Here is a 23,618-nt window from a genome sequence, read left to right as displayed (position 1 = left end):
TACCGGGCAGGCCCTGAAGTGGTGCCGGTCACGCCTCGTCGATCAAGGCGTTGAGCAGCGACTCCTGTAGATACCCGAGGTACGCGTAGACCGACAGTTGGAACACCCGGCTGGAGCCGGGATCCTCGGTCACCGCGTCGTCCAACTCCTCACCCAGGTCAGTGCCGTCCTTGATCTCCAGCCGGACGCCCATCGCCAGCCGCGCGTCGTTGAGCGCCCGCAGCCACGCCTCCGCCGCCTCGGCGTCCAACCGCACCTCGCCGCCGGCCTCGTCGGGCAGCGCGGCCAGAATGGCCCCGGCCTGGTCGATCTTGGCAGTCTTCAGATCACCCTCGGTGTAGCGGCGGAACTCGGCGGTGCCGCTCGCATCCTTCGGGTAGACCGCCGGGAACAGCCGGCCCACGACCGGGTCCGTGTGGTCGAAACCGTCGGTGAGCAGACCGACCACCTCGGAGGCGACCTTTCGCAGCACCCGCACTTCGTCCACGGCGAAGGTGGCGACATAGCGGCCGGCCTGCCGCCGGAACATGCTCACGAGCGGTCCACCGTCGCCCACAGCCCGTACGCGTGCAACTGCGACGCGTCGTGCTCCATCCGCTCCCGGGCGCCCGTGGAGACCACGGCGCGGCCCTTGTGGTGCACGTCCAGCATGAGCTGCTCCGCCCTCTCCCGGCTGTAGCCGAACAGCTTCTGGAAGACCCAGGTCACGTACGTCATCAGGTTGACCGGGTCGTCCCACACGATCGTCACCCATTGCCGGTCGGGCGCCGGCACCTCGTCAGTGGCCGGCGTCTCGACCGGTGCAACCTGTGGAGCCGCCATGCCCCCCATCGTGCCACCGGTTTCCCGGAACCGAGGAACCGGAACGCCGGGCGAACCAGGATCACCCGCCGTGGCCACCCCGGAGCCGGCCCGCACCCCGTCGGACGCGAGGCGCGGGGCGGGCCCGAGCCGGGAGATGGCCACGCCGTCAGGCGAGCAGGATGCCGTGGTCGACTGCATCGGAGAGCACCACGCCCAGCGAGAGGCGGATCACCTCGAACCGTCGGGAGATCTCCCGGGAAAGCTCCAACTCGACCTCCCGCAACGCCCGCTGGGACCAGGCGCGCGCGGCGCTGTGGTCATCGTTGCCCGGGGTACGCCACTGCTGCCAGCACCCGCCGGAGAGCGCCACCGCGACCGGCGGAAGCACCTCGTCACGGGTCGCCGTCGGATAGCCGGCGAGCGCGTCGATCGCCTCCGCGCCGGTCAGCCCGGCCACACCCGCCGTACTCGTGATCAGCAGGACCCGGTCCAGGTCGCGCCCGGAGCGGTGGTCGGCCAGGCCGTACTGGACGGCGGTGGCGATCCGGCGGCGGACGCCCTCGGTCGGTGTCGCGCCGAGCACCTGGGCGGCGGTGTCGGCCACGATGCCCCGCACCGCGTGGTCGCACTGCGCGGTGGCCAGCAGCGACAACGCCGCCATCTCCCGGTCGAGCAGGTCCGGCAGGCCGGCGCAGCCGACCCCGAAGACGATCTCCTGGACGGCCCGGAGATGGACGTTCGCCAACTCCAGTGCCAGGTGCTGGCGGATCCGCTGGGAGCAGGACCGGACCTGTCGGTCGAGCCGCTCGGACCAGTCCCCCGGGTCGGCGGACACCGCCACCCGGTCGTGCTGCCCCGGCAGCACGGGCGGATCGGCGCTGGCCCGCTGCAACCCCTCGTTCGCCGACCAGCCCACCAGCGCCCGGCGCAGGTCGGCGGCGGAATCGGCGCCGTCGACCGGGAACCACCGCGCGCCGGCCAGGGAGGGGACCGCGGCCAGCAGCGCCGCCCGGTGCGCCTCGACGATCACCGCCACCGGGTCCACCTCATCCGGCCGGCCGTCGGGCGGCGAGACGGACGCCCCCGCGTCCTCCGTCAGCACCCCGCCGTCGGCCGGCGGCGCCCAACCGGCCGCACCCGGGGTGACCGCGAAGACGACCTCCACCGGGGCAGCGGCCACGTCGGCGAGCAGATTCAGCTCCTGGGCCGTGAACGCCTGGTCGGCCGCGATCACGAAGAGCAGCGCGCCGGCCCGGCCGACGGCCTCGCGCAGCACCCGGACGCCGGCCACGCCGAGCGCGCCCGTGTCCGGTGTGTCGACCAGGGTGAAGTGGCGCAGCAGGGGCTCGGGCACGCTCAGCTCGACCCGCCGGGGTGGGCGGGCCAACGCCGGGCCGGCGGCGTCCCGGTCCGCGCCGTACGAGTGCGGCTGGCGGTAGCCGGGGACGAAGGCCGCCCGCGTGGGCACCTGGGCGTGCCGGACCAGCAGCCAACTGCCCGCCGGCACGGTGAGCATCACCGGGTCGAGCCCGACGAGGCTGGCGAGGACCGCACGCCGGTCGGCGCCGGCCGGGCCGACGGCGACCACGCCGAGCGGCTCGTCCGCCCGGGGACGGGGCACGCCGAGGTCGGTGGGCAGCGGGCTGCAGCTCGGCAGGTCGGCTGAGCTGGCCATGTCACCGGGCGAGTCGAGCGAAGGGAGAGGGCCCTGCTGCATCGGGTGGCCTCCCGGGGCAGGCGACCGGCGCGCCGGTCGCGTGGAATTCCGGTGACACTACCCGGATGCCGGAAGAGTACGTTCGGCCGGCCGACCAGGCGGAACAGTTCGGATACTCACCGGTAATTGTGCGACTACTCAACTTCGGTGCGTGACGGTGCGGGCGCGGACGGAATTCGATGGATATGCTGCGCGGATGAGTCGATGGAAGTTCGTCGGCCGAACCGATGAGCTCAACCGCCTGCTGGCGGCGGTGACCGGCGAGGCCGGCCGAGGGCTCTTCTTCAGCGGCAGCGCGGGCATCGGCAAGAGCCGGCTGCTACGCGAGGGCGTCAACACCCTGCCCACCGACCGGTACGCGATCTGGTCCATCGCGGCCAGCGCCACCACGGCGGCGCTGCCCTTCGGCGGGCTGGTGCAGGTCCTCCCGGCGGAGCAGCCCCAGGGCCTCTCCCCCGCCGGCATACTCCGCTGGGCGCTGGGCGTTCTGCAACAGCAGGCCGCCGGCCGCCGGATCGTGCTCGCCATCGACGACGCGCACCTGCTCGACCCGCCCTCCGCGGCGCTGGTGCATCTGGTCGCCCGCGCCGACAACGCCACAGTCGTGGGCACCCTGCGCGACGGCGAACAGATCCCGCTGCCGATCCGCGCACTCTGGACCGACGACCTGGTCGAGCACGTCGAGCTGACCCCCATGCCACCGTCGGAGACCGCCGGCCTGCTGGCGGCGATCCTGGGCGGCCCGGTCGACGCCGGCTCCGCCGACCGGCTCGGCCGGCTGTCGGCCGGCAACCCGCTGCTGCTGCGCGAGCTGGTGCACGCCGCCAGCGGCAGCGAGGAGTTGAAGCGCACCTACGGGATCTGGAAGTGGACCGGGCGGCTGGAGCTGGCACCCAGCCTCACCGAGCTGATCGACACCCGCGTCGGGCAGCTCACCGACGGCGTTCGCACGGTCGTCGAGCTGGTCGCCTTCGGCGAGCCACTCGGCCTTCACCTGCTCAACCAGGCCGCCGAGCAGTCCGATGTGGAGTACGCCGAGGAACGCGGCCTGATCACCGTCGTCCAGCACGACCGGCGGACCAACGTACGCCTGGCCCACCCGCTCTACGGCGAGGTGATGCGTCGCCGGTGCCCGGTCAGCCGCACCCGACGCCTCCAGGCGCACCTCGCCGAGCTGCTGGAACAGGTCGGCAAGCGCCGCCGCGACGACCTGCTGCGGGTGGCGGTCTGGCGGCTCGACTCGGGCACCGCACAGGACGCCGCCCTGCTCGTGGACGCCGCGATGCAGGCGTTCACCCGCTACGACGTACCGCTGGCGACCCGGCTGGCCCGGGCCGCGCTGAACGCCGACGGCGGCTCGGACGCGGCGGAGCTGCTGGCCACGATTCTGATGTTCGCCGACCGACCGGACGAGGCGATCACCGTTCTCGACGCGGTGACCCCGGAGGCCGGGGACGAGCGGCGGCTCTGCCGGTGGCTGACCGTCCGCGGCATGGTCAGCTACTGGGGGCTCAGTCAAGAGTCCACGGTGGAGGAGATCGCGAGCCGGGTCGAGGAGCTCGGCGACTCGGCCGACCGCGCCCGGGTGCACGCCTTCGAGGCGATCATGCGGCTGCACCGGCTCGACACGGTCACCGCCGTACGGCTCAGCCAGACCGTGCTCGATCGGCCCGCCGCCGGCATCGCCGCCCGTGAACTGGCCCGCAGCACCATCGCGTACGTCCAGGCCGCCCAGGGTCAGCTGTCGCGCAGCGGCGCGGCCATCGCGCAGGTGCACTCCGCCGCGGCCAGTTGGCGCACCGACATGCCGTACCTGCAACTGGCCCTGGAGCTGGCCCGCGGCACCCGGCTCATGCTCACTGGCGACCTCGTCGGGATCGACGCGATCGTGGCCGACGAGTTCGCCGACCTGGCCGGTGCCGGTGACTTCCGGCTCGGCACCGGATACCTGGCCATCCTTCAGGCGTACGCCGCGCGGCTGCGCGGGCAGAGCGACTCGGCGATGCGGACGTCGTTGGGCGCCTGCGCGGTGCTGGCGACCAGCCGGGTCTACGCCGGTCTGGCCCAGGCCGAGCGGGCCCAGGCGGCGGCGCTGCGCGGCGACGCGGCGCAGGCCGCCGAGGCGATGGCCGAGGCCGACCGCACCCACGCGCCGGGCATGGCGGTGCTCTACCCGTGGCTGGAGCAGGCCCGGGGTGCGGTGCTCGCCGCGTCGGGTGACCTGCCGGGCGCCGTGAAGCAGCTCAACGACCTGGCCGACCGGCTGCGCGCGGACGGTTTCGCCGGGCACGAGGTGCACGTTCTGCACGACCTGGTCCGGTTGGAGCAGGCCGGGGCGCCCGTCGGGCCCACCTGCTCCGATGGTGGGCGGCGCACCGTGGCGCAGCGCCTCGCCGAGCTGTCCGAGCAGGTGGACGGGGTGCTCCCACCGCTGCTGGCCCGGCACGCCCGGGCCGCGGTGACCGACTCCGCCGCGGATCTGCTCGCGGTCGCCGACGACTACGCCGCGCTGGAGCTGACGGTGTACGCCGCCGAGGCCACCGCACAGGCTCTGCACCGGCTGCGCCAGCAGCACTCGGTGGCGGCCGGCGAGGCCCGCGAGCGTCTGGCGGGGCTGCTCAGCCGCTGCGACCTGATCCGCACGCCGGCGCTGCGGGCCGGGGCGCCGGTGCTTACCGAACGCGAGTGGCAGGTGGCCCGCCTCGCCGCGCACGGTGCGACCAGCAAGGCCATCGCCGAGCGGCTCTACCTCTCCGCCCGCACCGTGGAGAACCACCTGCAGCGGATCTACACCAAGCTCGGCGTGACCGGCCGGTCCGAGCTGTGGGCCGCGCTGCGGTCGATCCCGGGCCACGAGGGCGGCGGCGCGGGCTGAACCTTAGGCTGGGGCGGTGAGCACCCTCCGCCCCGCGCTGCTGACCGACCACTACGAGCTGACCATGGTCAGTGCGGCACTCAAGGACGGCACCGCCGACCGCCGCTGTGTCTTCGAGGTGTTCAGCCGTCGGCTGCCCAGCGGCCGGCGCTACGGCGTCGTCGCCGGCACCGCGCGGCTGATCGAGCTGATCCGCGACTTCCGGTTCGACCCGGCGGAGGTCGACTTCCTGCGCCGCACCGGAGTGGTCGACGAGGCGGCGGCGGCCTGGCTCACCGACTACCGCTTCACCGGCGACATCGACGGGTACGCCGAGGGTGAGCTGTTCTTCCCCGGTTCGCCGATCCTGACCGTCTCCGGCGGCTTCGCCGAGTGCGTGGTGCTGGAGACGCTGGCGCTCTCCGTGCTCAACCACGACTGCGCGGTGGCCGCCGCCGCGGCGCGGATGGTCACCGCCGCCCGGGGCCGGGCGCTGATCGAGATGGGATCGCGCCGGGCACACGAGGAGGCGGCGGTGGCGGCGGCGCGGGCCGCGTACCTGGCCGGTTTCCGGTTCACCTCCAACCTCGCTGCCGGCGAGCGCTACGGCATCCCGACGGCGGGCACGGCGGCACACGCGTTCACCCTGCTGCACGACGACGAGCGGGCCGCGTTCGCCTCGCAGGTGGCCACGCTGGGCAAGGACACCACGCTGCTGGTCGACACGTACGACATCAGCCAGGGCATCCGCAACGCGATCGCGGTGGCCGGGCCGGAGCTGCGGGCGATCCGGATCGACTCGGGTGACCTCGCGGTGATCGCGCAGCAGTCCCGGGAACTGCTGGACTCACTGGGCGCCACCGAGACGAAGATCATTGTCTCGGGCGACCTGGACGAGTACTCGATCGCGGCGCTGGCCGCCGAGCCGGTCGACATGTACGGCGCGGGGACGGCAGTGGTCACCGGCTCCGGGGCGCCCACGGCGGGGCTGGTCTACAAGCTCGTCGAGGTCGAGGGCCGCCCGGTGGTGAAGCGCTCCGAGCACAAGGCGACCATCGGTGGGCGCAAGGTCGCGGTCCGCCGGCACAAGCCGACCGGCACCGCCACGGAGGAGATCATCGTCCCCCAGGGTGTGCCCGACCGGCAGGCCAACGACCGGATGCTCCAGCGCTCGTACGTGATCGACGGCGAACCCGTGGGTCTGCCCACCCTCGACGAGTCCCGGGAGCACCTGCGCGAGTGCCTCATCTCCATCCCGTGGGAAGGGCTGAAGCTCTCGGCCGGCGACCCGGCCGTGCCGGTCACTGTCGTACCCGCCGCCTGAGCCCGCCGATCCGACCTCGAAGGGACCCCGATGGCCGACGCGCTGATCATCGTGGACGTGCAGAACGACTTCTGTGAGGGCGGCTCGCTGGCCGTCCCGGGTGGCGCCGAGGTGGCCGCCGGGATCTCCCGGCTGCTCGCCGCCGAGCCGGACCGGTGGCGGCACGTGGTCGCGACGAAGGACTATCACATCGACCCGGGCGCGCACTTCGGCGATCCGCCGGACTTCGTCGAGTCGTGGCCCCGGCACTGCGTGGTCGGCACCAGCGGCTCCGAGTTCCACCCCGAGCTGGAGACCGGTCGGGTCGAGGCGATCTTTCACAAGGGCGAGCACGCGGCGGCGTACTCCGGATTCGAGGGGCACGCCGACGACGGCGAGTGCCTGGCCGACTGGCTGCGTCGGCACGACGTGGACCGGGTCGACGTGGTCGGCATCGCCACCGACCACTGCGTTCGCGCCACCGCGCTCGACGCCGCCCGGGAGGGCTTCGCCACCACCGTCCTGCTGGAGCTGACCGCCGCGGTCGCTCCGGAGACCACCGACGTGGCGCTGCGGGCGATGGACGGCGCCGGCGTGATCCTGCAGGGCGAGCCTGTGATCAGGGCCGCATGAGGCGGTAATTTATTGGCCAATGGTCCACCTTCCGTCGAGGATGTCGCCGGAGGTACGGACCAACGTGAACATGAAGCCTTACCGCGCAGCTCTCGCCCTGCCCGGCCTGCGGTCGCTGCTGCTGGTCGCCGTCCTCGCCCGCATCCCGCTCACCGCGACCGGGGTCACGCTGACCTTCCACGTCGTGCTCGACCTCGACCGGGGCTACGGCGCGGCCGGCCTGGTGGGCGCCGCCATCACCGTGGGCGCGGCGATCGGTGGGCCGCTGCTCGGCCGACTGGTCGACCGGCGTGGTCTGCGTCCGGTTCTGGTGCTCACCGCCATCGCCGAGGCGATCTTCTGGTCCACCGCGCCCACGCTGCCGTACCCCGTGCTGCTGCCGGCCGCCTTCGTGGCCGGCTCCTTGGCCCTGCCCATCTTCTCGGTGGTCCGCCAGTCGATCGCCGCGCTGGTCCCGGAAGATCAACGACGGCCGGCGTACGCGTTGGACTCCATGTCCGTCGAGCTGTCCTTCATGATCGGCCCGGCGCTGGCGGTGGCCCTGGTCACCGCGATCTCGGCGCAGACCACCATGTACCTCGTCGGCGGCGGCATCGTCGCCGCCGGGATCGCCCTGTGGCTGGTGAACCCGCCGATCCGCGGCGCCGCCGAACCCGCCGGCCCACGGCGCCAGGTGCCTCGGCGGGAGTGGCTGACGCCCCGACTGCTCGCCGTGCTGGCGCTCAGCGCCGCCGCCACCCTGGTGCTCGGCGGCACCGACGTCGCGGTGGTCGCCGTCCTGCGGGCCAGCGGCGAGGTCGGCTGGACCGGCGTCGTGCTGGCTGGCTGGGCGATCGCCTCCCTGGCCGGCGGCTTCGCCTACGGGGCGGTGCACCGCTCGCTCTCCCCGCTGGCCCTCACCGCCGCACTCGCGCTCTGCACCATCCCGGTCGGGTTGGGCGGCGCGCACTGGTGGCTGCTCTGCCTGGCGCTGATCCCGGCCGGCGCGCTGTGCGCGCCGACCATCGCGGCCTCCTCCGACGCCGTCAGCCGTCTGGCCCCGGCCGAGGTACGCGGCGAGGCGATGGGCCTGCACGGTTCGGCGGTCACCGTCGGCATCGCGGTCGGCGCACCGCTCGCCGGCGCGGTGATCGACGGCAGCGCGCCGCTCTGGGGCTTCGTGGTGACCGGAGCGCTCGGCGCGCTGGTCACCCTGATCGTGCTCCCCGGCGAGCTGCGCCGCCGTCGCCACGCCGACGCGGCCACCCCGCCGCCGGTCGAGGCCGATCTCGCCCCCGCCGCCCGCTGACTGCCGCTGGCTACCTCGGGCGACGGCCAGTCGCGGCGGGCGATGGTGCCGGTGGCAGGACCCCTCGGACGTCGGTTGACGGCATGCATACACACACGGATATACCTGTGAGGCATAAAGATGTCTCACAGGTATATCGCTCGTCAGTACGGTCACCTCCGGAAGCCGGCCGAGCGGTGCGACGCCGGCCGCGCAAAGGAGGGCGGGGAGTAGAACGGCGGGGGTTGAGCCCGGCCAGAGCAGGCCATCGCCGAGCGGGGCCATCAGCGCCGAGCGCGCAGCACGGTAGGGCGGACCGTCAGAGCCGGGTCGGACCGGGGCTGGGCCAGCCAGGGCGGGACATGGCGAAGGGCGCCGCTCCCGGTGGTCCCGGGGGCGGCGCCCTTCGTACGGTCGAGCGGGTTGAGCGTCAGTGCCGGTCGATGTCGCTGGCGATGTCCTCGCTGTAGCGAGCACCGCCGTCCGACTCGCTGGTGAGCGGCTTGGAGCCACCCTCCGGCGGGCCGGCCAGGCTCTGACCGGCGGCCAGCTCCGGGAACTTCGCGTCGAACGCCGGCCGCTCGGAGCGGATCCGGGGCATCCGGTCGAAGTTGCGCAGCGGCGGCGGGCTGCTGGTCGCCCACTCCAGCGAGTTGCCGTGACCCCAGGGGTCGTTCACCTCGACCACTGGACCGGTCTTGTACGACTTCCAGCAGTTGTAGATGAACGGCAGCGTGGAGATACCGGTGATGAACGCGCCGACCGTGGAGATCGTGTTCAGCGTGGTGAAACCGTCGCCGGGCAGGTAGTCGGCGTACCGGCGGGGCATGCCCTCGGCGCCGAGCCAGTGCTGCACCAGGAAGGTGGTGTGGAAGCCGATCATGGTGAGCCAGAAGTGCACCTTGCCCAGGCGCTCGTCGAGCATCCGGCCGAACATCTTCGGGAACCAGAAGTAGATGCCGGCGAAGACGGCGAACACGATGGTGCCGAAGAGCACGTAGTGGAAGTGCGCCACCACGAAGTACGAGTCCGACACGTGGAAGTCGAGCGGCGGGCTGGCCAGCAGCACACCGGTGAGACCGCCGAAAAGGAAGGTGACCAGGAAGCCGACCGCCCACAGCATCGGCGTCTCGAAGCTGATCTGGCCCCGCCACATGGTGCCGATCCAGTTGAAGAACTTCATGCCGGTCGGCACCGCGATCAGGTAGCTCAGGAAGCTGAAGAACGGCAGCAGCACCTGGCCGGTGGCGAACATGTGGTGCGCCCAGACGCTCATCGAGAGCGCCGCGATCGCGACGGTCGCGGCGACCAGGCCCTTGTAGCCGAAGATCGGCTTACGGGAGAAGACCGGGATGATCTCGCTGATGATGCCGAAGAACGGCAGCGCCACGATGTAGACCTCGGGGTGCCCGAAGAACCAGAACAGGTGCTGCCAGAGCATCGGCCCGCCGGTCGCCGGGTCGTACACGTGGGCGCCGAGGATGCGGTCCGCGGCGAGCGCGAACAGCGCGGCGGCCAGCAGCGGGAAGACCAGGATCACCAGGAGGCTGGTGACCAGGATGTTCCAGGTGAAGATCGGCATCCGGAACATGGTCATGCCGGGCGCACGCAGGGTGAGCACCGTGGTGATCATGTTCACCGCGCCGAGGATGGTGCCCAGGCCGGAGATGGCCAGACCCATGATCCACATGTTGGCGCCGACGCCGGGCGAGTGCTCGACGCTGCTCAGCGGCGCGTACGCGAACCAGCCGAAGTCGGCGGCGCCGCCCGGGGTGATGAAACCGGCGGTCGCCATCGTGCCGCCGAACAGGTACAGCCAGTAGGCGAAGCTGTTCAGGCGGGGGAAGGAAACGTCGGGCGCGCCGATCTGGATCGGCACGATGTAGTTCGCGAAGGCGAACACGATCGGCGTCGCGAAGAACAGCAGCATGATCGTGCCGTGCATCGTGAAGAGCTGGTTGTACTGCTCGGGCGACAGGAACTGCAGCCCGGGTCGGGCCAGCTCAGCCCGCATGATCAGGGCCATCAGGCCGCCGACCATGAAGAACACGAACGCGGTGACCATGTACATGATCCCGATCTGCTTCGCGTCCGTGGTACGCAGCAGCCGCGCGATGGCCGACCCCTTGACCGGCTCCCGGACCGGCCAGGGCCGGGTCACGACCGGCTTGGGTGCGACGGTGGTCACGAGTGGCCTCCGGTTCTCGGTTGTCCCGCTCGGCACACGCTGTTTATCGGCGGGCCGTCATCCGCAAGGAGGATAGTCCCCGGCAGGTCGCAGCGCCGCGTGGGGTGGCGTGACACGATCTACTACGGGCCTACAGCGGGCCGACCAGCAACCGGTAATGCTCCCCGAAGATCCGTCCGCCGCGTCCGCGCAGCAGCGGGTCGCGCAGCGCCGGCGGCACGTCCCTGGTCCGGTTGCGGTCCCGGGTCCGGTCGGCCACCCAGCGGGTACGCGGGCGACGACGACTCTCGTACGCCACCAGCGCCGCCTCCACGCTGCCGGCGGCGCGCAGCGACTCGGCCAGCACCACGGCGTCCTCCAGGGCCATCGCGGCACCCTGGGACAGGGTCGGCGCGGTGGCGTGCGCGGCGTCGCCGACCAGCAGCACCCGCCCCCGGTACCAGCGGCCCAGCTCGACCTCGTCGGTGATCCCGGCGTGCACCCGGTCGAGCATCGCCAGCACCTCGGGCACGGGGCCCCGGTAGTCGGCGAAGAGTTCGCGCAGCCGGGCCAGCGGGTCGGCGGGCGGCTCGGTGCCCGCCTCGTCGGCGTAGCAGTGCAGCCGCCCCTCCCCGATCGGCACCAGCAGCAGACCAGAGCGCTGCCCGAGCAGGGCGGTCCAGTCGGTGACGGGCGGGCCGTCACGCAGGACGGCCCGGTAGACCACATGCCCGGCCGGGCGGGGTGGCCCGCCGAGCGCGGCCAGGGCACGGACCGAGGAACGCGGCCCGTCGGCGCCGATGACCAGGTCGTACTCGGTGCTGGTGCCGTCGGTGAAGGTGACCCCGACCGCGCGCGGGAGCAGATCGAGGGTGCGGACCTCGGCGCCGTGTCGGACGGCGCCGCCGGCGCCGCTGAGCAGCACCCGGTGCAGGTCCGCCCGGGGCAGCGCCCGGCACTCGCCGACGCCGCCCCAGAGGGCGTCGAGGTCCACCTCGCAGAGGGGCAGCCCAGCGGCGTCGAAGAAGCGCTGCCGGTGGATCACCTGCCCGAGCGGTCGGACCGGGTCGTGCAGGTCCAGCCGGTGCAGCGCGCGGGCGGCGTTGCCGGGCAGGTACAGGCCGGTCTCGGTCGACTCCCCCGGCGGCAGTTTGTCGGTGACGTCCGGTCGGAAGCCCGCCAGGCGCAGAGCCCGAGCCACGGCCAGGCCGGCGATGCCCGCGCCGACGATGAGAATGCGCAGGGGGGAGCTACGCATGGTGGTGTACGCCTCCGGAGGGGGAACGGCACGCGTCGGAGGCAACACGCTACTCGGAGCGATCGGCGCACACCAGAGCCCGATCGGCCCGCCCGAGCGGCTCCTCGGCCGTCCGCGCCGCTTAGCTGGCCGCCCTTGGACGCCCGTTCGGCGGCAGGATGGCGATCCTCACAATTCACCAGTTTGACGCGGGCGGTTGCGCCTCGGTTTCAAGCATGTAAATGTGTCGTTGAGCGTGGGAGCGCTCCCGCACCACCCCACCACAGCCGGCGCCCGGCACGCGCCGAGTCAAGGAGCGTCATGAAACGTCAACTTCGGGTCCTGGCCGCCGCCGGGCTGCTGGTCGCCAGCTCGCTCGTCGCCGTGGCCCTCAGCGGCAGCGCCTCCGCCGACACGCAGATCTGCGAACAGTACGGCTCGACCGTGATCCAGGGTCGCTACGTCGTGCAGAACAACCGCTGGGGCACCTCCGCCCAGCAGTGCATCAACGTCACCAGCAACGGCTTCGAGATCACCACGCAGAACGGCAGCAGCCCCACCAACGGGGCGCCCACGGCGTACCCGTCGATCTTCTTGGGTTGTCACTACACCAACTGCTCCCCCGGCACGAACCTGCCGATCCAGGTGAGCCAGATCAGCAGCGCCACCAGCAGCATCTCCTACCGGTACGTCAGCGGCGCCACCTACGACGCGGCGTACGACATCTGGCTGGACCCGTCGCCCAAGCGGGACGGGGTGAACCAGATGGAGATCATGATCTGGCTCAACCGTCAGGGCCCGATCCAGCCCATCGGCTCGGTGGTCGGCACGACCAACCTGGCCGGCCGGACCTGGGAGGTGTGGCGCGGCAGCAACGGCTCCAACAACGTCATCTCCTACGTCGCGTCGTCGGCGGTCTCCAGCCTGAACTTCAGCGTGCTGGACTTCATCAACGACACCCGCAACCGGGGCGCGATCACCAACTCCTGGTACCTGACCAGCATCCAGGCCGGCTTCGAGCCGTGGCAGGGGGGCGTCGGTCTCGCGGTGACCTCGTTCTCGGCCAACGTCAACGGCGGCGGCACCCCGCCCACCAACCCGCCGCCGACCACCCGGCCACCGACCACGCCCCCGCCGGGCGGCAGCTCGGGCTGCGCGGTGAAGTACACGGCGAACTCGTGGAACAACGGCTTCACCGCCGACGTGCAGATCACCAACACCGGGTCCAGCGCGATCAACGGCTGGACGCTTACCTACAACCTGCCCGGCGGGCAGACGGTCACCAACGCCTGGAACGCCACGGTGAGCCAGAGCGGATCCGCGGTGACCGCCCGGAACGTGAGCCACAACGGGTCGATCGCGCCCGGCGGCACGGCCAGCTTCGGCTACCAGGGCACGCTGAGCGGGTCGTATTCGTCCCCGACCAGCTTCTCGCTCAACGGCACCAGCTGCTCCCGCGCCTGAACTGTCGTGGGGGCGCGACCATGCGGTCGCGCCCCCACCACGCAGTAGATCCACTCGGGTTCCTTGAAGTCGGGGCATCCTCGCACGTGGGACACCCCGACTTCCGGGAGGTCGAGTCGATCAAGCCGGGACGGGCGCGTCAAGCCGGGGCAGCGCCGTCGAGGGTCAGACCCGGGTGAGGCGTACGGCGTCGGCGATGACCAGGCCCGCCGCGTTGCTCCAGCGGCTCACCGCCACCCGGTTGGCGTCGCCCGCCGGCAGGGTGAACGTGCCGAGGACGCGCCACTGCCCGCCGGTCGCGCGCTGGTCCACGTACACCGTCTGGTTGCCGGTGGTGGTGGCGACGATGTACGGGGTGGCGCTGTTGTAGCCGCTGTTGGTCGGCCACCACGCCTCGACCCGGTAGGTGCCGGTCGCCGGCACGTTGAACCGGTACCAGGCCGGATCGCTCGCCGCGACCGGGTCGGCGTAGCGGTAGTCGGCGCCGTACCGCTGGCTGGAGAACGTCGACACGCCCCAGTTGGCGCTGGCGGTGAACCGGCCGGAGGTCGTGTTATCCACGGTGGAGGACCACGCCGTTCCACCCCCGGCCATCTTCGCGGCGACGTCGGCGCGCATCACGTTCAGGTCGATGAAGGACGGATCGATCTTGCCGGTGGTGCTGGTCTCCCGGTGGCCGCGGGCGTAGCTGCTGTCCCGGCCGAGGCGGGTGAGCACGGCGGCTGTCGCGGCGATCGACGCGCTGTACTGCGCGGCGGTCATCTCCTGGTCGACGCCGTTGTAGTCGATCTCCCACCCGATCATCAGGGTGTTGCCGTCCCCGGCGGGGATGGGTCCGCTGCCACCGCTGACCCCGGCGTGGTTGCAGCGGCCGGCGGAGATGACGTGGAAGACGCCGTTGTAGTCGACGAGCGCCTGACAGAGCGGGCCGGCCAGGTCGGAGCGGCCGTTGATGCAGATGCCGAGCGCGGGGTGTGGGTTGCTGGCGCTGGAGGTCGAGGCGGTGTGGTGCCAGAGCACCCCGATCGGGTCGAAGGAGCCGGGTCGCATCCGGTTGAGCCAGTCCCCCTCGACGACGACCTGGACTCCGGCGCCGCGCAGCACGTCCACGAGCCACGGAATGGTCGCCATCAGGAGTCCCGCAGCAGGTCGGCCAGGCACTCGGCCTTCGGCGCGGCGCTCGCCGGTGCGGGTCGGACGGCGAGGGTGGTCAGCGCGGCGGCCACCAGGGCGGGGATGCCGAGCACCCCACGACGGCGCAGACGGACGGACGGGGATCGGGCCATGGCGGTCCTCCAGCGGCGACGGGTTCACACGCATCGACGAGCGTGATGACGGCACGCTATACCGTCATGAGCGTCGATGTCGATACCCTTCACGGCCGGGCCAGGCCTTGAAGGAATCCGCCGATTCAGGCGTCGCCGAGCGCGTCGATGTCGCGCATTTCCTCCGCCGTCAACGAGAAGTGGAAGACGTCGAAGTTGGCGCTGATCCGCTCCGGGGTCACCGACTTCGGGATCACCACGATCTCGTGGTCGATGTGCCAGCGCAGCACCACCTGCGCCAAGGACGGGGTCAACCAGATGGAGATCATGATCTGGTTCAACCGGCAGGGCCCGATCCAGCCGATCGCCAGCCTGAGCTTCGACGCGATGACGTTTATCAACGACACCAAGGACTGGGGCGCGATCTCCGCGGACTGTTACCTGACCAGCATCCAGGCCGACTTCGAGCCGTGGCAGGGCGGTGTCGGGCTCGCGGTCAGCGGCTTCTCGCATAACGTCAGCACCGGCGGTGGCACCACCCCGCCGCCCACCGCGACGCCGACGCCGACCAGCACCACGCCTCCGCCGCGTGCGGGCGGCATCTGCACCGTGAAGTCCGCCGACCTCGGTGTGGAACAACGGCTTCACCGCCGAGCTGCTGATCACCAACGCCGGTTCCAGCACCGTCAACGGCTGGACGCTGGCCTACAACCTGCCGACCGGGCAGCAGATCACCAATTCGTGGAACGCCACGGTGAGCCAGAGCGGCAGCGGTCACCGCGAAGAACGTCAGCTACAACGGCTCCATCGCGCCGGGTGACACCGCCAACTTCGGCTACTAGACGTCGATGAGCGGCTCGTTCAGCGCGCCGAGCAGCTTCGCCCTCAACGGGGCCGCCTGCACGAAGTCCTGATCCCAGGCGTATGAGGAGGGGGCGCGGTCCGTGCGGACCGCACCCCCTCATCATTCCGTCCGATCCTTCGGGGAGTCGGACCATGATGAATACGACCTCCGTCAGCTGCACCCGGGTGCACCAGGTCTGGATCGCACAGCAGATGGCGTCACGGCCCTCGCTACCCGATATCCGCAACCCGGTCACAGCCGGTGTGACGCTATTGGCCTCGCCAAATATCCACTCGTCCGGATCGCGCAGGACGAGGTCCCCGAACTCCGGCGAGTCTGGCGCCGGCGGGTGAACTTGCGCAGGACATCATGGCCGCCCCAGCCCTCGCTCTGGAGTCGTGCGATGCCATCAACGGGGTACGCCGCCGCGGCGTCGGTTCGCGACGGGCCGGCTCGATCATGGAGTCGAAACTCACCGAACGATCCAGAATTCTGGCCCTACTCTCCGTAGATGCCTCAGCCTGGGCCCGCCATGTCGATTGTCATGGCGGGCCCAGGCTGAAGCACACTCACGGACCGCTAGTGCCCGCCGAACCCACACAAGGCTGGCCCGGTTGCGGCAACCTTCACGGCAACCCAATCAGGCCACAGCATCCACTGAAATGCTGTTCGATCAAATTTTCTGTCATTTCGTTTCCGCCGCAATGCGCCGGACAGCATTCAAAACCGACCGGAACTCCTCCGCGGTTTCGTCGACAGAGACACACCACTCAGTACTGTCAAGAGCGCATATTTTCGCAACAGCTAGGTCGACATTGCACTGCACTCCATAATAATCAGCGGCCCGAAATGCAACAATTTCGCATTCAAAGGCCTGTGTTACGCCCACCCCAAAAGCCTCAAGATCGGCCCAGGTCATCTGCAGCCCCTTCGGGGCGGATCGAACCCGATCTTCGAACTCCGGCATGCCCATCCCCATAGGAGCACGCCCAACGCCGAAGAACTCGAAGATGACCCAAACGTACCGATTTTCTGGGAACGCAGCCAGCACGTCAGAGATCGACAGCAGGGATCCACCAGGAAGATGCATTGGACATTGAACCGATTTCATCACTTAACACGCTTCCATGAACGATTGCGCAGGACCTCGCTTCAGCGTGCCGCCAGTCTCGTTCTCGAGCCAAATATGCTCGTGTGGATTCGTGTGACCGGGAACATTGGGACGTCCATGATCCGTGAAGTCGATGTCCCGCACGGGGCGCCCGTTCTCGTCGAATTCGCGCGCCTGCGGGTAACTACCCTTCCGCCCTTCCTTTCGACCAAGCTGAGTGTGCGGATATTCGCTATCTGGGATGGGATTTCCGTGCTGGTCACGGGGCAATGACCGATCCGGGAACCAATCTCCATTCGCGTTGTGTACGAGGACCGGCGTGTTGCCAGCGAGCACATAGTACGTGTGAATGTCATCGACGGTGAGGTTGTACCTCACCTCCGTGCCCTCGTAGGAACGGACGGCGCTCACCGAGACCGGTTTGCCGACGGCCGACAGCAGCTGCTCACCGACCTTCAACTCCCCTGCGTCGACCCACTCGTTGCGATCTGTGCTCCAGATCGGGTGGGTTTGCGTGCCCTGCACCAGGAACTGCCCGCCGGCGACCTCGAGAGTCAAATCCGTCAGGTGAAGGTCAAGGTTGATGTGTGTCGCTACGACCGTCTTGGCTACCGTCTTCCCGGTCAGCGGATCTGTGGCCACGACACGATCACCGGGCTTCAGCTTCTCAATCGGCTTGGTGCTGCCATCGGCGAGAAGCACCAAAGTTCCGGCGGCGAAGCTGTCGCAGGCCTTCTTGCCTGCCTTGATGAAGTCCTTGACCCCGGTGATCAGTTTGCCGAGCAGGTCCTTGACGCGAATGCCGAGCTCGTAGCCCTTCTTCCACTTCCACGGCGCGCCGTACTTGCTGGCGAGTTTGCCCAGCATGCCGCCCACGAAGGAGCTCGCGATCGTGATCGCCGTGCTGACACAGCCGCCGACGTCGCCCTTGGTGATGCAGTTGAGTGCGTCGGTGATGCCCAGCTCGTCCATCGCGATCTTGGCGAGCGCCTTGCCCGCCTCGAGGAGGACGGCCTTCGCCTTGGCGATGCGCTCCTGCCGGGCCTTCTCCGCGGCCGCCGCCGCGTCTCCGCCACCGCCACCGCCGCCGCCACCGTTGTCCTTCGTCCGCGGGTGGTTCTCGGCCGGCGCGTGCGGGTCGTACGCACCCGAGCAGCCGTGGCAACCGTCGTTGTGCCCGGGCACGTCGTGGTAGTTGCCGTACATGTCCTCGTAGTCGGCGCCCGGACCGCAGGCGTCGTCGGAGCAGGCCCGCAGGCCGTCCGGGTCGGAGAACGAGATCGGGTTGTTGTTCGCGTACGCGTACCCGTGCATCTGCTGCGGGTCGTTGACGTCGATGATCGGGTCGATCGAGATGAACCGGCCGAGCATCGGGTCGTACTCGCGGGCGCCGATGTTCACCAGGCCGGTGCTGCTGTCCTGGTTGCCGTTGACGAAGCCCTTCTCGGTGGGCCACTGCCCCGGGCCGGGCGGCGTCCCGCGCGACTCGCCGTACGGCGTGGTCCGCCGGTTGACGATCGCCCCTGCCTCGTCGACGACCGCCTGGCCGGTGCCGTGGTGGTCCGGCGCGACGTAGCGGACGCCGTCGAGCTTGCGGACGATGCTGCCGCCACCCGGGACCGGGTAGTAGCGGGTGCCGTCCGTGGAGTGGGTGGTGGTGTTGAGCCGGATCTCCATGCCCGGCAGGTAGAGCGTCGTCGTGCCGGGCTCCTTGCGAAGGATCCGCGACCCGTCGACGTCGTACACGAAGGACGTCGTCTTGCTGTTGGCGGTGGCCGACTCGAGGTTGCCCTCGGCGTCCCAGACCAGGGTCTGGTCCTCGCCGACCTTCGTGCGCTTGGTGGTGTTACCGGCGGTGTCGTATGCGTAGGTGTAGAGCCGGTCCCCGGACGGGGTCGTCTCGGTCATCTTGTCGACCGTGTGCGGCCGGGCCTGGCCGGCCAGCGGGGTCTCGTAGCTGCGGGCGAGCAACGAGGTGCCGTTCGCGGCGAACTGGGTCTCGGTCTTGCGGTTGCCCGTCGCGTCGAAGGTGTAGGCGTGGTGATACGGGGCCACCCCGCCGATCCCGGTGACGCTGGGGCCGCCGGCGCAGGGGTCGGTCGCCGTGCTCCCCGACGTCCAGGCCCGGTCCATCCGGCGCAGGTAGTCGTAGGTGAAGCACTGCACGTCCCGGGCGCCGGTCGGGGTGTCCTCGATCCGGGTGATGTTGCCGGAATCGTCGTAGCTGTACTTGGCGTCGATGTCGATGACCGGCGCGCCGGACCGTCCAAGCTGGAACCGGCTTAGCCGCTTCGACGCCCGCTCGTACGCGTACGTCGACCAGACCTGCTGCGTGTTGAGCTGCACCTCGGACTGGAGCACCTCACCGGTCGCCTGGTAGGCGACGTCGGTGACGTACGGGACGTCGCTCTTGGTGCTCTTCAGCCGCTCCAGCGAATCGTAGGTGTAGGCGATCGACTCGAACGGCAGGCCGCCGCCCTCCGACATCCCGACCGACTGCACCGTGCCGTCGAAGTTGAACTCCGTGCCGAAGGTGTACAGGCCGGCGAGCTCGGCGCCCGCCTGCTCCGGCACCTGGTAGTACGTCTCGTGCGGCCGGTACAGCTCGTCGTAGGCGCTGTAGTAGGTGACGTACGCGCCACCGTCCGGGGCGTACCGGGTGGTGGAGGAGAGCTGGCCGAGCTTCTCCAGGTCGTACTGCCACTCGCTGAGCAGCTGGCCCGTGTCCGGGTCCTTGCCCTTGTACGTGGCGGTCTTGCGGCCGATCGCGTCGTAGCGGTAGCTCAGCGACGCGCCGACGCCGTTGGTGCTGACCGTCAGCCGGTCCTGGTCGTCGTAGGAGAAGTACGAGTGCCCCGCGTCCGGGTCGATCGACTCGGTCTTGCGGCCCCGCTGGTCGTACCGGTTCTCCCACTGGTTGCCGAGCGGGTCCTTCACCGTCGCGAGCTGGCCGGACTGGGTGTAGGTGTACTCGGTCTTGTCGTACGCGCCGGTCGGGCTGTTGCCCTTGTACTGGAGCAGCTGGGTGGTCTGCCCGAGCGCGTTGGAGATGGTGGTGCGCGGCGTCTCGCCGTCCGGCGGGTCGACCGAGACCCGGTCACCGCCGTACGTGGTGGTGGTCCGCCACTTCTCGCTGATGCCGTCCAGGAAGATGGTGGCCTTCACCCGGTCGGCGCCGTCGTACACGAACGCCGTCTGAGCGGTCATGTCCGCCGGCACGGCCGGGTAGATCACGTCCGTGGGCGCACCCGCCACCTGATAGGTGTCGTACGTCCGCTCGACCTGGCCCGTCGGGGTGTAGAAGGTGTCCGCGATCAGCCGGGTGCCGTCCGGACCCTCGGTCTGCAGCTGCCGGGGTCGGAGCAGGCTGTCGTACAGCTGGTACTCGACGGTGTAGGTGCCGTCGTTGCGCCGCTGCTCGGTCTTCACCGCCGCCGGCTTGTCGGTGCGGATCAGGTAGGTGTACTTGGTGTTCGGGGTCAGCCCGCTGACCCCCGTGCGGTCCGGCATCCAGACCTTGGACAGCCGGCCCAGCGGGTCGTACTCCAGGACGCTCTTCATCCCGTTGGGGTCGACCTGCTGCGTCGGGCTGCCCCAGGCCGGCGCGTACGTGGTGACCGTGTCGTAGCCGAGCGGGCTCTTCTCGGTGACCTGCGTGGTCAGGCCGTTGGTCTCGACGTAGCTGGTGGTGGTGACCGCGCCGAGCGCGTCCTTCGCGGTCAACGGCCGCCCGAAGCCGTCGAAGGTGCCCTCCGCCACCCGGGTGTAGGTCGCCGTCGTGCCGTCGTGCATGGCCAGCCGCTCCGTCCGGGTGGCGTTGCCGGTGACCTTCGCCTTGCCCAGCACCTGCGCGTCGTAGTAGGTGCGGTCGTCCGAGATGACCTGAGTCGCCCGGTTCGGGGTGGCGGAGCACTTGACCGACACCGACTCGACCTGGGAGACCAGGTCCTTGACGTAGACCGGCTTGTTGTCGCCGTAGGTGGTCACGTCGGTGACGTAGGTGGTGCGGGTGCACGCCTCGTCGCCGGTGACGTCGACGTCGCCCTCGTTCTCGGTCCGGTACGCCTGACCGTAGGTGGTGTCGAAGGTCGTGCTGGTCTTCGTCTGCCGCCAGCCGCCGGCCGCGAGCGCGGTGTAGCCGCGGGTGCTGGCGGTGTTGACGAAGTACGACTCGCTGGCCCCCCAGGCGTGCGACTCGCTGCCGGTCTTGTACCGCCACGGCGTCTTGATCATCTTGCTGATCTCGGTCGCGCCGTCGAACGTCTTGCTCTCGTACTCATAACCGGAGAGCTCGTCGTAGTCGGTGTAGGTGCCGCCGGTGGAGTCGGTCACAGTCACCGAGAGCGGGTTGGTGCTGTCAGGGTCGTCGTCCCCGTGCATGCCGCGCAGGTAGCGGTACTCGGTCTTGGCGGTCTGCGTCTGACCGTCGCCCTTGGTGACCTGGACCCGGCCGTAGCCGCGCCAGTCGCTCCAGGTGAGTTCCTTGCCGTCGCTCAGCCCGTCCGGCTTGGCCTTCCGCCAGGCGGCGCCGTCGAGGTAGCTGTACTTCGTGACCATGTCGGGCGAGCGTGCGGTGCGGTCGGTCTCCACCACGGCGCTGACCACGTACTTGTGGAACCAGTCGGTGACCTGGCTACCGCTGCCCAGCGGGTTCCACTTCACCGGGAAGCAGCGGCGGGTGCTCTTGCCCTCGGTCGGGAGGGTGGTCTCCGTGCAGTCCGGCTTCTCGTAGTTGACGTCGATCTGCCCGCCGCTGTCGGTGTAGACCGTGGCCAGGCGGAAGCGGATCAGCGGAGCGATGAAGTCGCCGGTCCTGTCGATCCGGTTGGGCAACTGGATGGCGCCGAACTCCACGCTCGGCATGGCGGCGCTGCCGCCGACCAGACCGGTGTGGGTGATCTTGTTGAGCCAGAGGGTACGGCTGCCGTCACTGTTGTCCATGAGCAGGTGATCGAGCGCCCACTTGTCGACGTCGGTCCAGGCGGTCGCGCCCCGAATCTGGGTGGTGATGCCGACCAGCCGCTTCCGGGTCCAGAAAGTGGGGGTGATCTGGTCGCCCTTGCACTTGGTGCCCTGGGCGCAGTTGCGGTCCCACGGGACGTCCGGCCAGTACGGGGCGGTGGTGGTGTTCAGGTCCTGCTCGTCGCAGTCGATCGTGCCGCCGGGCAGGCAGCGCTCCAGTGTGCTGAAGACCACCCGGGCCGGGGCGTTGGTGGTGTAGACCTGCCCGTCCTTCTGCCCGTAGTCGATCCGCTTCAGCCAGCCGGCCCGGTGGTACTCGACCCCGTTCAGGTCGGTGCGGTTGCCCCGGGCGTACCAGTTGCTCTCCCGCCCGTAGAAGTAGGACGTGACGTTGCCGTGCCGGTCCTTGACGTAGTCGAGGCTCCAGCGCCACGCCTGGTTGCAGTACGAGTCGGCGAAGGCCGGCTTGTTGCACGGCTCGTTGGCGTCGTCGCCGAAGACCGGGACGGTCCAGGTCGACGACGTCTCCTCCTTGCCCGAGACCCAGCCCGGCAGGCGGTTGAGCCCGAAGTAGTACTCGGTGCCGCCGGTCGTGGTTACCCGCCAGTACTCGCCGACGTCGACGCCGGTCGTCCCCTGATCGCCGTTGGCGGCCCCGGTGAGCTTCTCCACCTTGGAGCCGTCGTCGGAGGCGAACTTCCAGCCGGTGGCGGTCTTGACCAGCTCGGTCGACTTGCCGTTGAGCAGGATGGTGGCGTTGTCGTACGCCCAGCACTGGTCGGCGACCTCGCTGTGGCCGTCGTCGGCGCACGCCTTGTAGCGACGCTCGATGTGGCCCGGCTCGTAGTTGAACCCCTCACCGATCCAGGAGCCCTGGTTGTTGGTGGTCGAGGTGCGCCCGTCGACCGACTGCGAGGAATACGCCAGCGTGATGCCCGGCCCTCCGCCACCGGGCACCGGGGGCGTCTGCAGCGGGTACGACCAGGAGAAACCACCGGTGGAGGGGGCCACCGACCACTGCGAGGACGGGGCGAGCTTCGACGCCGCGTAGCTGCCCTGGGAGGACGAGTCACCGGCGGTCAGCGCGTAGAGGCTGCCGGCGCTGTCCGTCGCCGTCACCTCGGCCGAGACGGTGTGCTTCTCGCCGTCGTTGACGGTCGGCAGCGGCTGGGCCGCGCAGTCCTTGCGCTCGGGGGTGCGCAGCGCGCACTCGGGCAGCCGGGACAGCCGCAGCCGGCTGCCGAAGTCGCCGCCGAAGGCGCCGGCCAGCCCGTCGTACCCGACGGAGAGCCGCACGTCGCCGGCGGCCTGCTGGCCGTCGGTGCGGGCGACCCGCACGACCGGACCGTCGACCTTGGCGCGCTCAGCCGTCCCGTGGTCGAGCACCTCGACCCGGACCTTGCCGGGGGGCGTGGCCGGGGCGACCCTGCTCGCGGTGCCGGCGGCGCCGCTCGCGGGCGCGGACACCGCGGCGACGGAGACGGTGAGACCGCCCGCCTTGGCGGTGCGTGCCGCGCCGGGCGCGACGGTCCGGGCGCCGGCCGAGGCGGGCACCGGCAGGGCGATCTCGGTGGCGCCGGCGGCCGGCCAGGTGACCGACGCCGGCTTGGTGGTCGCCGCGGCCTCGGCGGCGTTCGACTTCCGGGGCTTGGCGGGCAGCGGGTCCCGCTCGGGCAGGACCTTGCCGGAGTCGGCGGTCTTGGGGCGGTTGCTGCCCTGAGCGGCAGCGGTAGGCATCTCGACGGCCTGGACGAAGGTCAGGCCCAACATGCCGGCCATCGCCCAGGACACGGGTCGCTTGATCCGGCGTTGCAGCACGCCGGAGGCGCCCAGGTGTCGGGAGAACATCAACCCTCCACGGGTGGTCGGGGATAAGCGGAAGAAGCCGTCGGGCCGCCTCTCGCGAGGCGGCCTGCCGCAACGACCCGGAGAAGACCCGGGATCCGCTGACCTGCGACCTGAACCAGCTCGGGGCCGGCAAGGAGGTCCG

14 protein-coding genes and 2 pseudogenes are annotated in these 23,618 nt (G+C 70.3%); 6 read left to right on the top strand and 10 right to left on the bottom strand.

The window, feature by feature from the left end; all coding sequences use genetic code 11:
- Window positions 1–28 precede the first annotated feature (28 nt).
- The 3 genes from ACFYPR_RS08405 to ACFYPR_RS08395 all read right to left on the bottom strand — a co-directional run bounded on the left by ACFYPR_RS08405 (window position 29) and on the right by ACFYPR_RS08395 (window position 2,479).
- A complete protein-coding gene (locus tag ACFYPR_RS08405; protein WP_354855215.1) occupies window positions 29–529 on the bottom strand; it encodes a DUF2017 domain-containing protein in 501 nt (166 codons plus the stop codon).
- A gap of 2 nt (window positions 530–531) precedes the next feature.
- Window positions 532–822, bottom strand: a complete 291-nt coding sequence (clpS, locus tag ACFYPR_RS08400; RefSeq protein ID WP_234581506.1) for an ATP-dependent Clp protease adapter ClpS — start codon at window positions 820–822, stop codon at window positions 532–534.
- A gap of 148 nt (window positions 823–970) precedes the next feature.
- Entirely contained in the window at window positions 971–2,479 is a 1,509-nt protein-coding gene (locus ACFYPR_RS08395; RefSeq protein ID WP_387178858.1) for a hypothetical protein, read from the bottom strand.
- A gap of 238 nt (window positions 2,480–2,717) precedes the next feature.
- Here ACFYPR_RS08395 and ACFYPR_RS08390 point away from each other — a divergent pair, with 238 nt between their 5' ends.
- From ACFYPR_RS08390 to ACFYPR_RS08375, 4 genes are read left to right on the top strand one after another with little or no spacing between them, the layout of a single operon-like run.
- Window positions 2,718–5,396, top strand: coding sequence for a LuxR C-terminal-related transcriptional regulator (locus tag ACFYPR_RS08390; protein WP_387259114.1), 2,679 nt, complete (start codon window positions 2,718–2,720; stop codon window positions 5,394–5,396).
- Window positions 5,397–5,412: 16 nt separating this feature from the next.
- Window positions 5,413–6,699, top strand: a complete 1,287-nt coding sequence (locus ACFYPR_RS08385; protein ID WP_354855127.1) for a nicotinate phosphoribosyltransferase — start codon at window positions 5,413–5,415, stop codon at window positions 6,697–6,699.
- A gap of 30 nt (window positions 6,700–6,729) precedes the next feature.
- Complete coding sequence (locus tag ACFYPR_RS08380; RefSeq protein WP_387259111.1) at window positions 6,730–7,311, top strand: nicotinamidase; 582 nt, start codon at window positions 6,730–6,732, stop codon at window positions 7,309–7,311.
- Between the two features lie 40 nt (window positions 7,312–7,351).
- On the top strand, window positions 7,352–8,599 hold the full coding sequence (locus ACFYPR_RS08375; RefSeq protein ID WP_354855125.1) for an MFS transporter: 1,248 nt from the start codon (window positions 7,352–7,354) through the stop codon (window positions 8,597–8,599).
- 409 nt (window positions 8,600–9,008) lie between these two features.
- On the opposite strand, the gene ctaD is transcribed toward ACFYPR_RS08375, so the two are convergent.
- On the bottom strand, window positions 9,009–10,766 hold the full coding sequence (gene ctaD / locus ACFYPR_RS08370) for a cytochrome c oxidase subunit I (protein WP_354855124.1): 1,758 nt from the start codon (window positions 10,764–10,766) through the stop codon (window positions 9,009–9,011).
- Between the two features lie 130 nt (window positions 10,767–10,896).
- Window positions 10,897–12,003, bottom strand: coding sequence for an FAD-dependent monooxygenase (locus tag ACFYPR_RS08365; RefSeq protein WP_363938270.1), 1,107 nt, complete (start codon window positions 12,001–12,003; stop codon window positions 10,897–10,899).
- Window positions 12,004–12,303: 300 nt separating this feature from the next.
- Between ACFYPR_RS08365 and ACFYPR_RS08360 the strand changes: the two genes are divergently transcribed.
- Window positions 12,304–13,446 carry a cellulose binding domain-containing protein gene (locus tag ACFYPR_RS08360; RefSeq protein ID WP_354855122.1) on the top strand — a complete coding sequence of 381 codons (1,143 nt, stop codon included), beginning with the start codon at window positions 12,304–12,306 and terminating at the stop codon, window positions 13,444–13,446.
- A gap of 165 nt (window positions 13,447–13,611) precedes the next feature.
- Here the strand turns inward: ACFYPR_RS08360 and ACFYPR_RS08355 are convergent, their stop codons facing one another.
- From ACFYPR_RS08355 to ACFYPR_RS08345, 3 genes and pseudogenes are all read right to left on the bottom strand, one after another.
- A complete protein-coding gene (locus ACFYPR_RS08355) occupies window positions 13,612–14,577 on the bottom strand; it encodes an N-acetylmuramoyl-L-alanine amidase (RefSeq protein ID WP_387259108.1) in 966 nt (321 codons plus the stop codon).
- On the bottom strand, window positions 14,577–14,732 hold the full coding sequence (locus tag ACFYPR_RS08350) for a hypothetical protein (protein WP_363679006.1): 156 nt from the start codon (window positions 14,730–14,732) through the stop codon (window positions 14,577–14,579). Before ACFYPR_RS08350 ends, ACFYPR_RS08355 begins: the two co-directional genes overlap by 1 nt.
- Window positions 14,733–14,857: 125 nt before the next feature.
- Window positions 14,858–15,016, bottom strand: a pseudogene (locus ACFYPR_RS08345) (aldo/keto reductase); the annotation flags it as partial.
- Between ACFYPR_RS08345 and ACFYPR_RS08340 the strand changes: the two are divergent.
- Window positions 15,012–15,625: pseudogene (locus tag ACFYPR_RS08340) on the top strand (cellulose binding domain-containing protein); the annotation flags it as partial. The pseudogenes ACFYPR_RS08345 and ACFYPR_RS08340 overlap by 5 nt on opposite strands.
- 615 nt (window positions 15,626–16,240) lie before the next feature.
- On the opposite strand, the gene ACFYPR_RS08335 reads toward ACFYPR_RS08340, so the two are convergent.
- Complete coding sequence (locus ACFYPR_RS08335) at window positions 16,241–16,666, bottom strand: hypothetical protein (RefSeq protein ID WP_363939490.1); 426 nt, start codon at window positions 16,664–16,666, stop codon at window positions 16,241–16,243.
- 3 nt (window positions 16,667–16,669) lie between these two features.
- Window positions 16,670–23,476: a polymorphic toxin-type HINT domain-containing protein gene (locus ACFYPR_RS08330; protein ID WP_387259105.1), complete on the bottom strand. Its 6,807-nt coding sequence runs from the start codon at window positions 23,474–23,476 to the stop codon at window positions 16,670–16,672.
- Window positions 23,477–23,618: the final 142 nt, after the last annotated feature.

The organism is Micromonospora sp. NPDC005254 (assembly GCF_042872525.1).
In the GTDB taxonomy this organism is placed as follows: Bacteria; Actinomycetota; Actinomycetes; order Mycobacteriales; family Micromonosporaceae; genus Micromonospora.
This window is presented reverse-complemented; position numbering and strand designations above follow the sequence as displayed.

Excerpts from the sequence above, each read along its gene's own strand:
- ACFYPR_RS08395 (WP_387178858.1), bottom strand. The coding sequence starts at position 2,479 with ATGGCCAGCTCAGCCGACCTGCCGAGCTGCAGCCCGCTGCCCACCGAC.
- ACFYPR_RS08390 (WP_387259114.1), top strand. The coding sequence starts at position 2,718 with ATGAGTCGATGGAAGTTCGTCGGCCGAACCGATGAGCTCAACCGCCTG.
- ACFYPR_RS08365 (WP_363938270.1), bottom strand. The coding sequence starts at position 12,003 with ATGCGTAGCTCCCCCCTGCGCATTCTCATCGTCGGCGCGGGCATCGCC.
- ACFYPR_RS08380 (WP_387259111.1), top strand. The coding sequence starts at position 6,730 with ATGGCCGACGCGCTGATCATCGTGGACGTGCAGAACGACTTCTGTGAG.
- ACFYPR_RS08375 (WP_354855125.1), top strand. The coding sequence starts at position 7,352 with ATGTCGCCGGAGGTACGGACCAACGTGAACATGAAGCCTTACCGCGCA.
- clpS (WP_234581506.1), bottom strand. The coding sequence starts at position 822 with ATGGCGGCTCCACAGGTTGCACCGGTCGAGACGCCGGCCACTGACGAG.
- ACFYPR_RS08350 (WP_363679006.1), bottom strand. The coding sequence starts at position 14,732 with ATGGCCCGATCCCCGTCCGTCCGTCTGCGCCGTCGTGGGGTGCTCGGC.
- ACFYPR_RS08330 (WP_387259105.1), bottom strand. The coding sequence starts at position 23,476 with ATGTTCTCCCGACACCTGGGCGCCTCCGGCGTGCTGCAACGCCGGATC.
- ACFYPR_RS08360 (WP_354855122.1), top strand. The coding sequence starts at position 12,304 with ATGAAACGTCAACTTCGGGTCCTGGCCGCCGCCGGGCTGCTGGTCGCC.
- ACFYPR_RS08405 (WP_354855215.1), bottom strand. The coding sequence starts at position 529 with ATGTTCCGGCGGCAGGCCGGCCGCTATGTCGCCACCTTCGCCGTGGAC.
- ACFYPR_RS08335 (WP_363939490.1), bottom strand. The coding sequence starts at position 16,666 with ATGAAATCGGTTCAATGTCCAATGCATCTTCCTGGTGGATCCCTGCTG.
- ACFYPR_RS08355 (WP_387259108.1), bottom strand. The coding sequence starts at position 14,577 with ATGGCGACCATTCCGTGGCTCGTGGACGTGCTGCGCGGCGCCGGAGTC.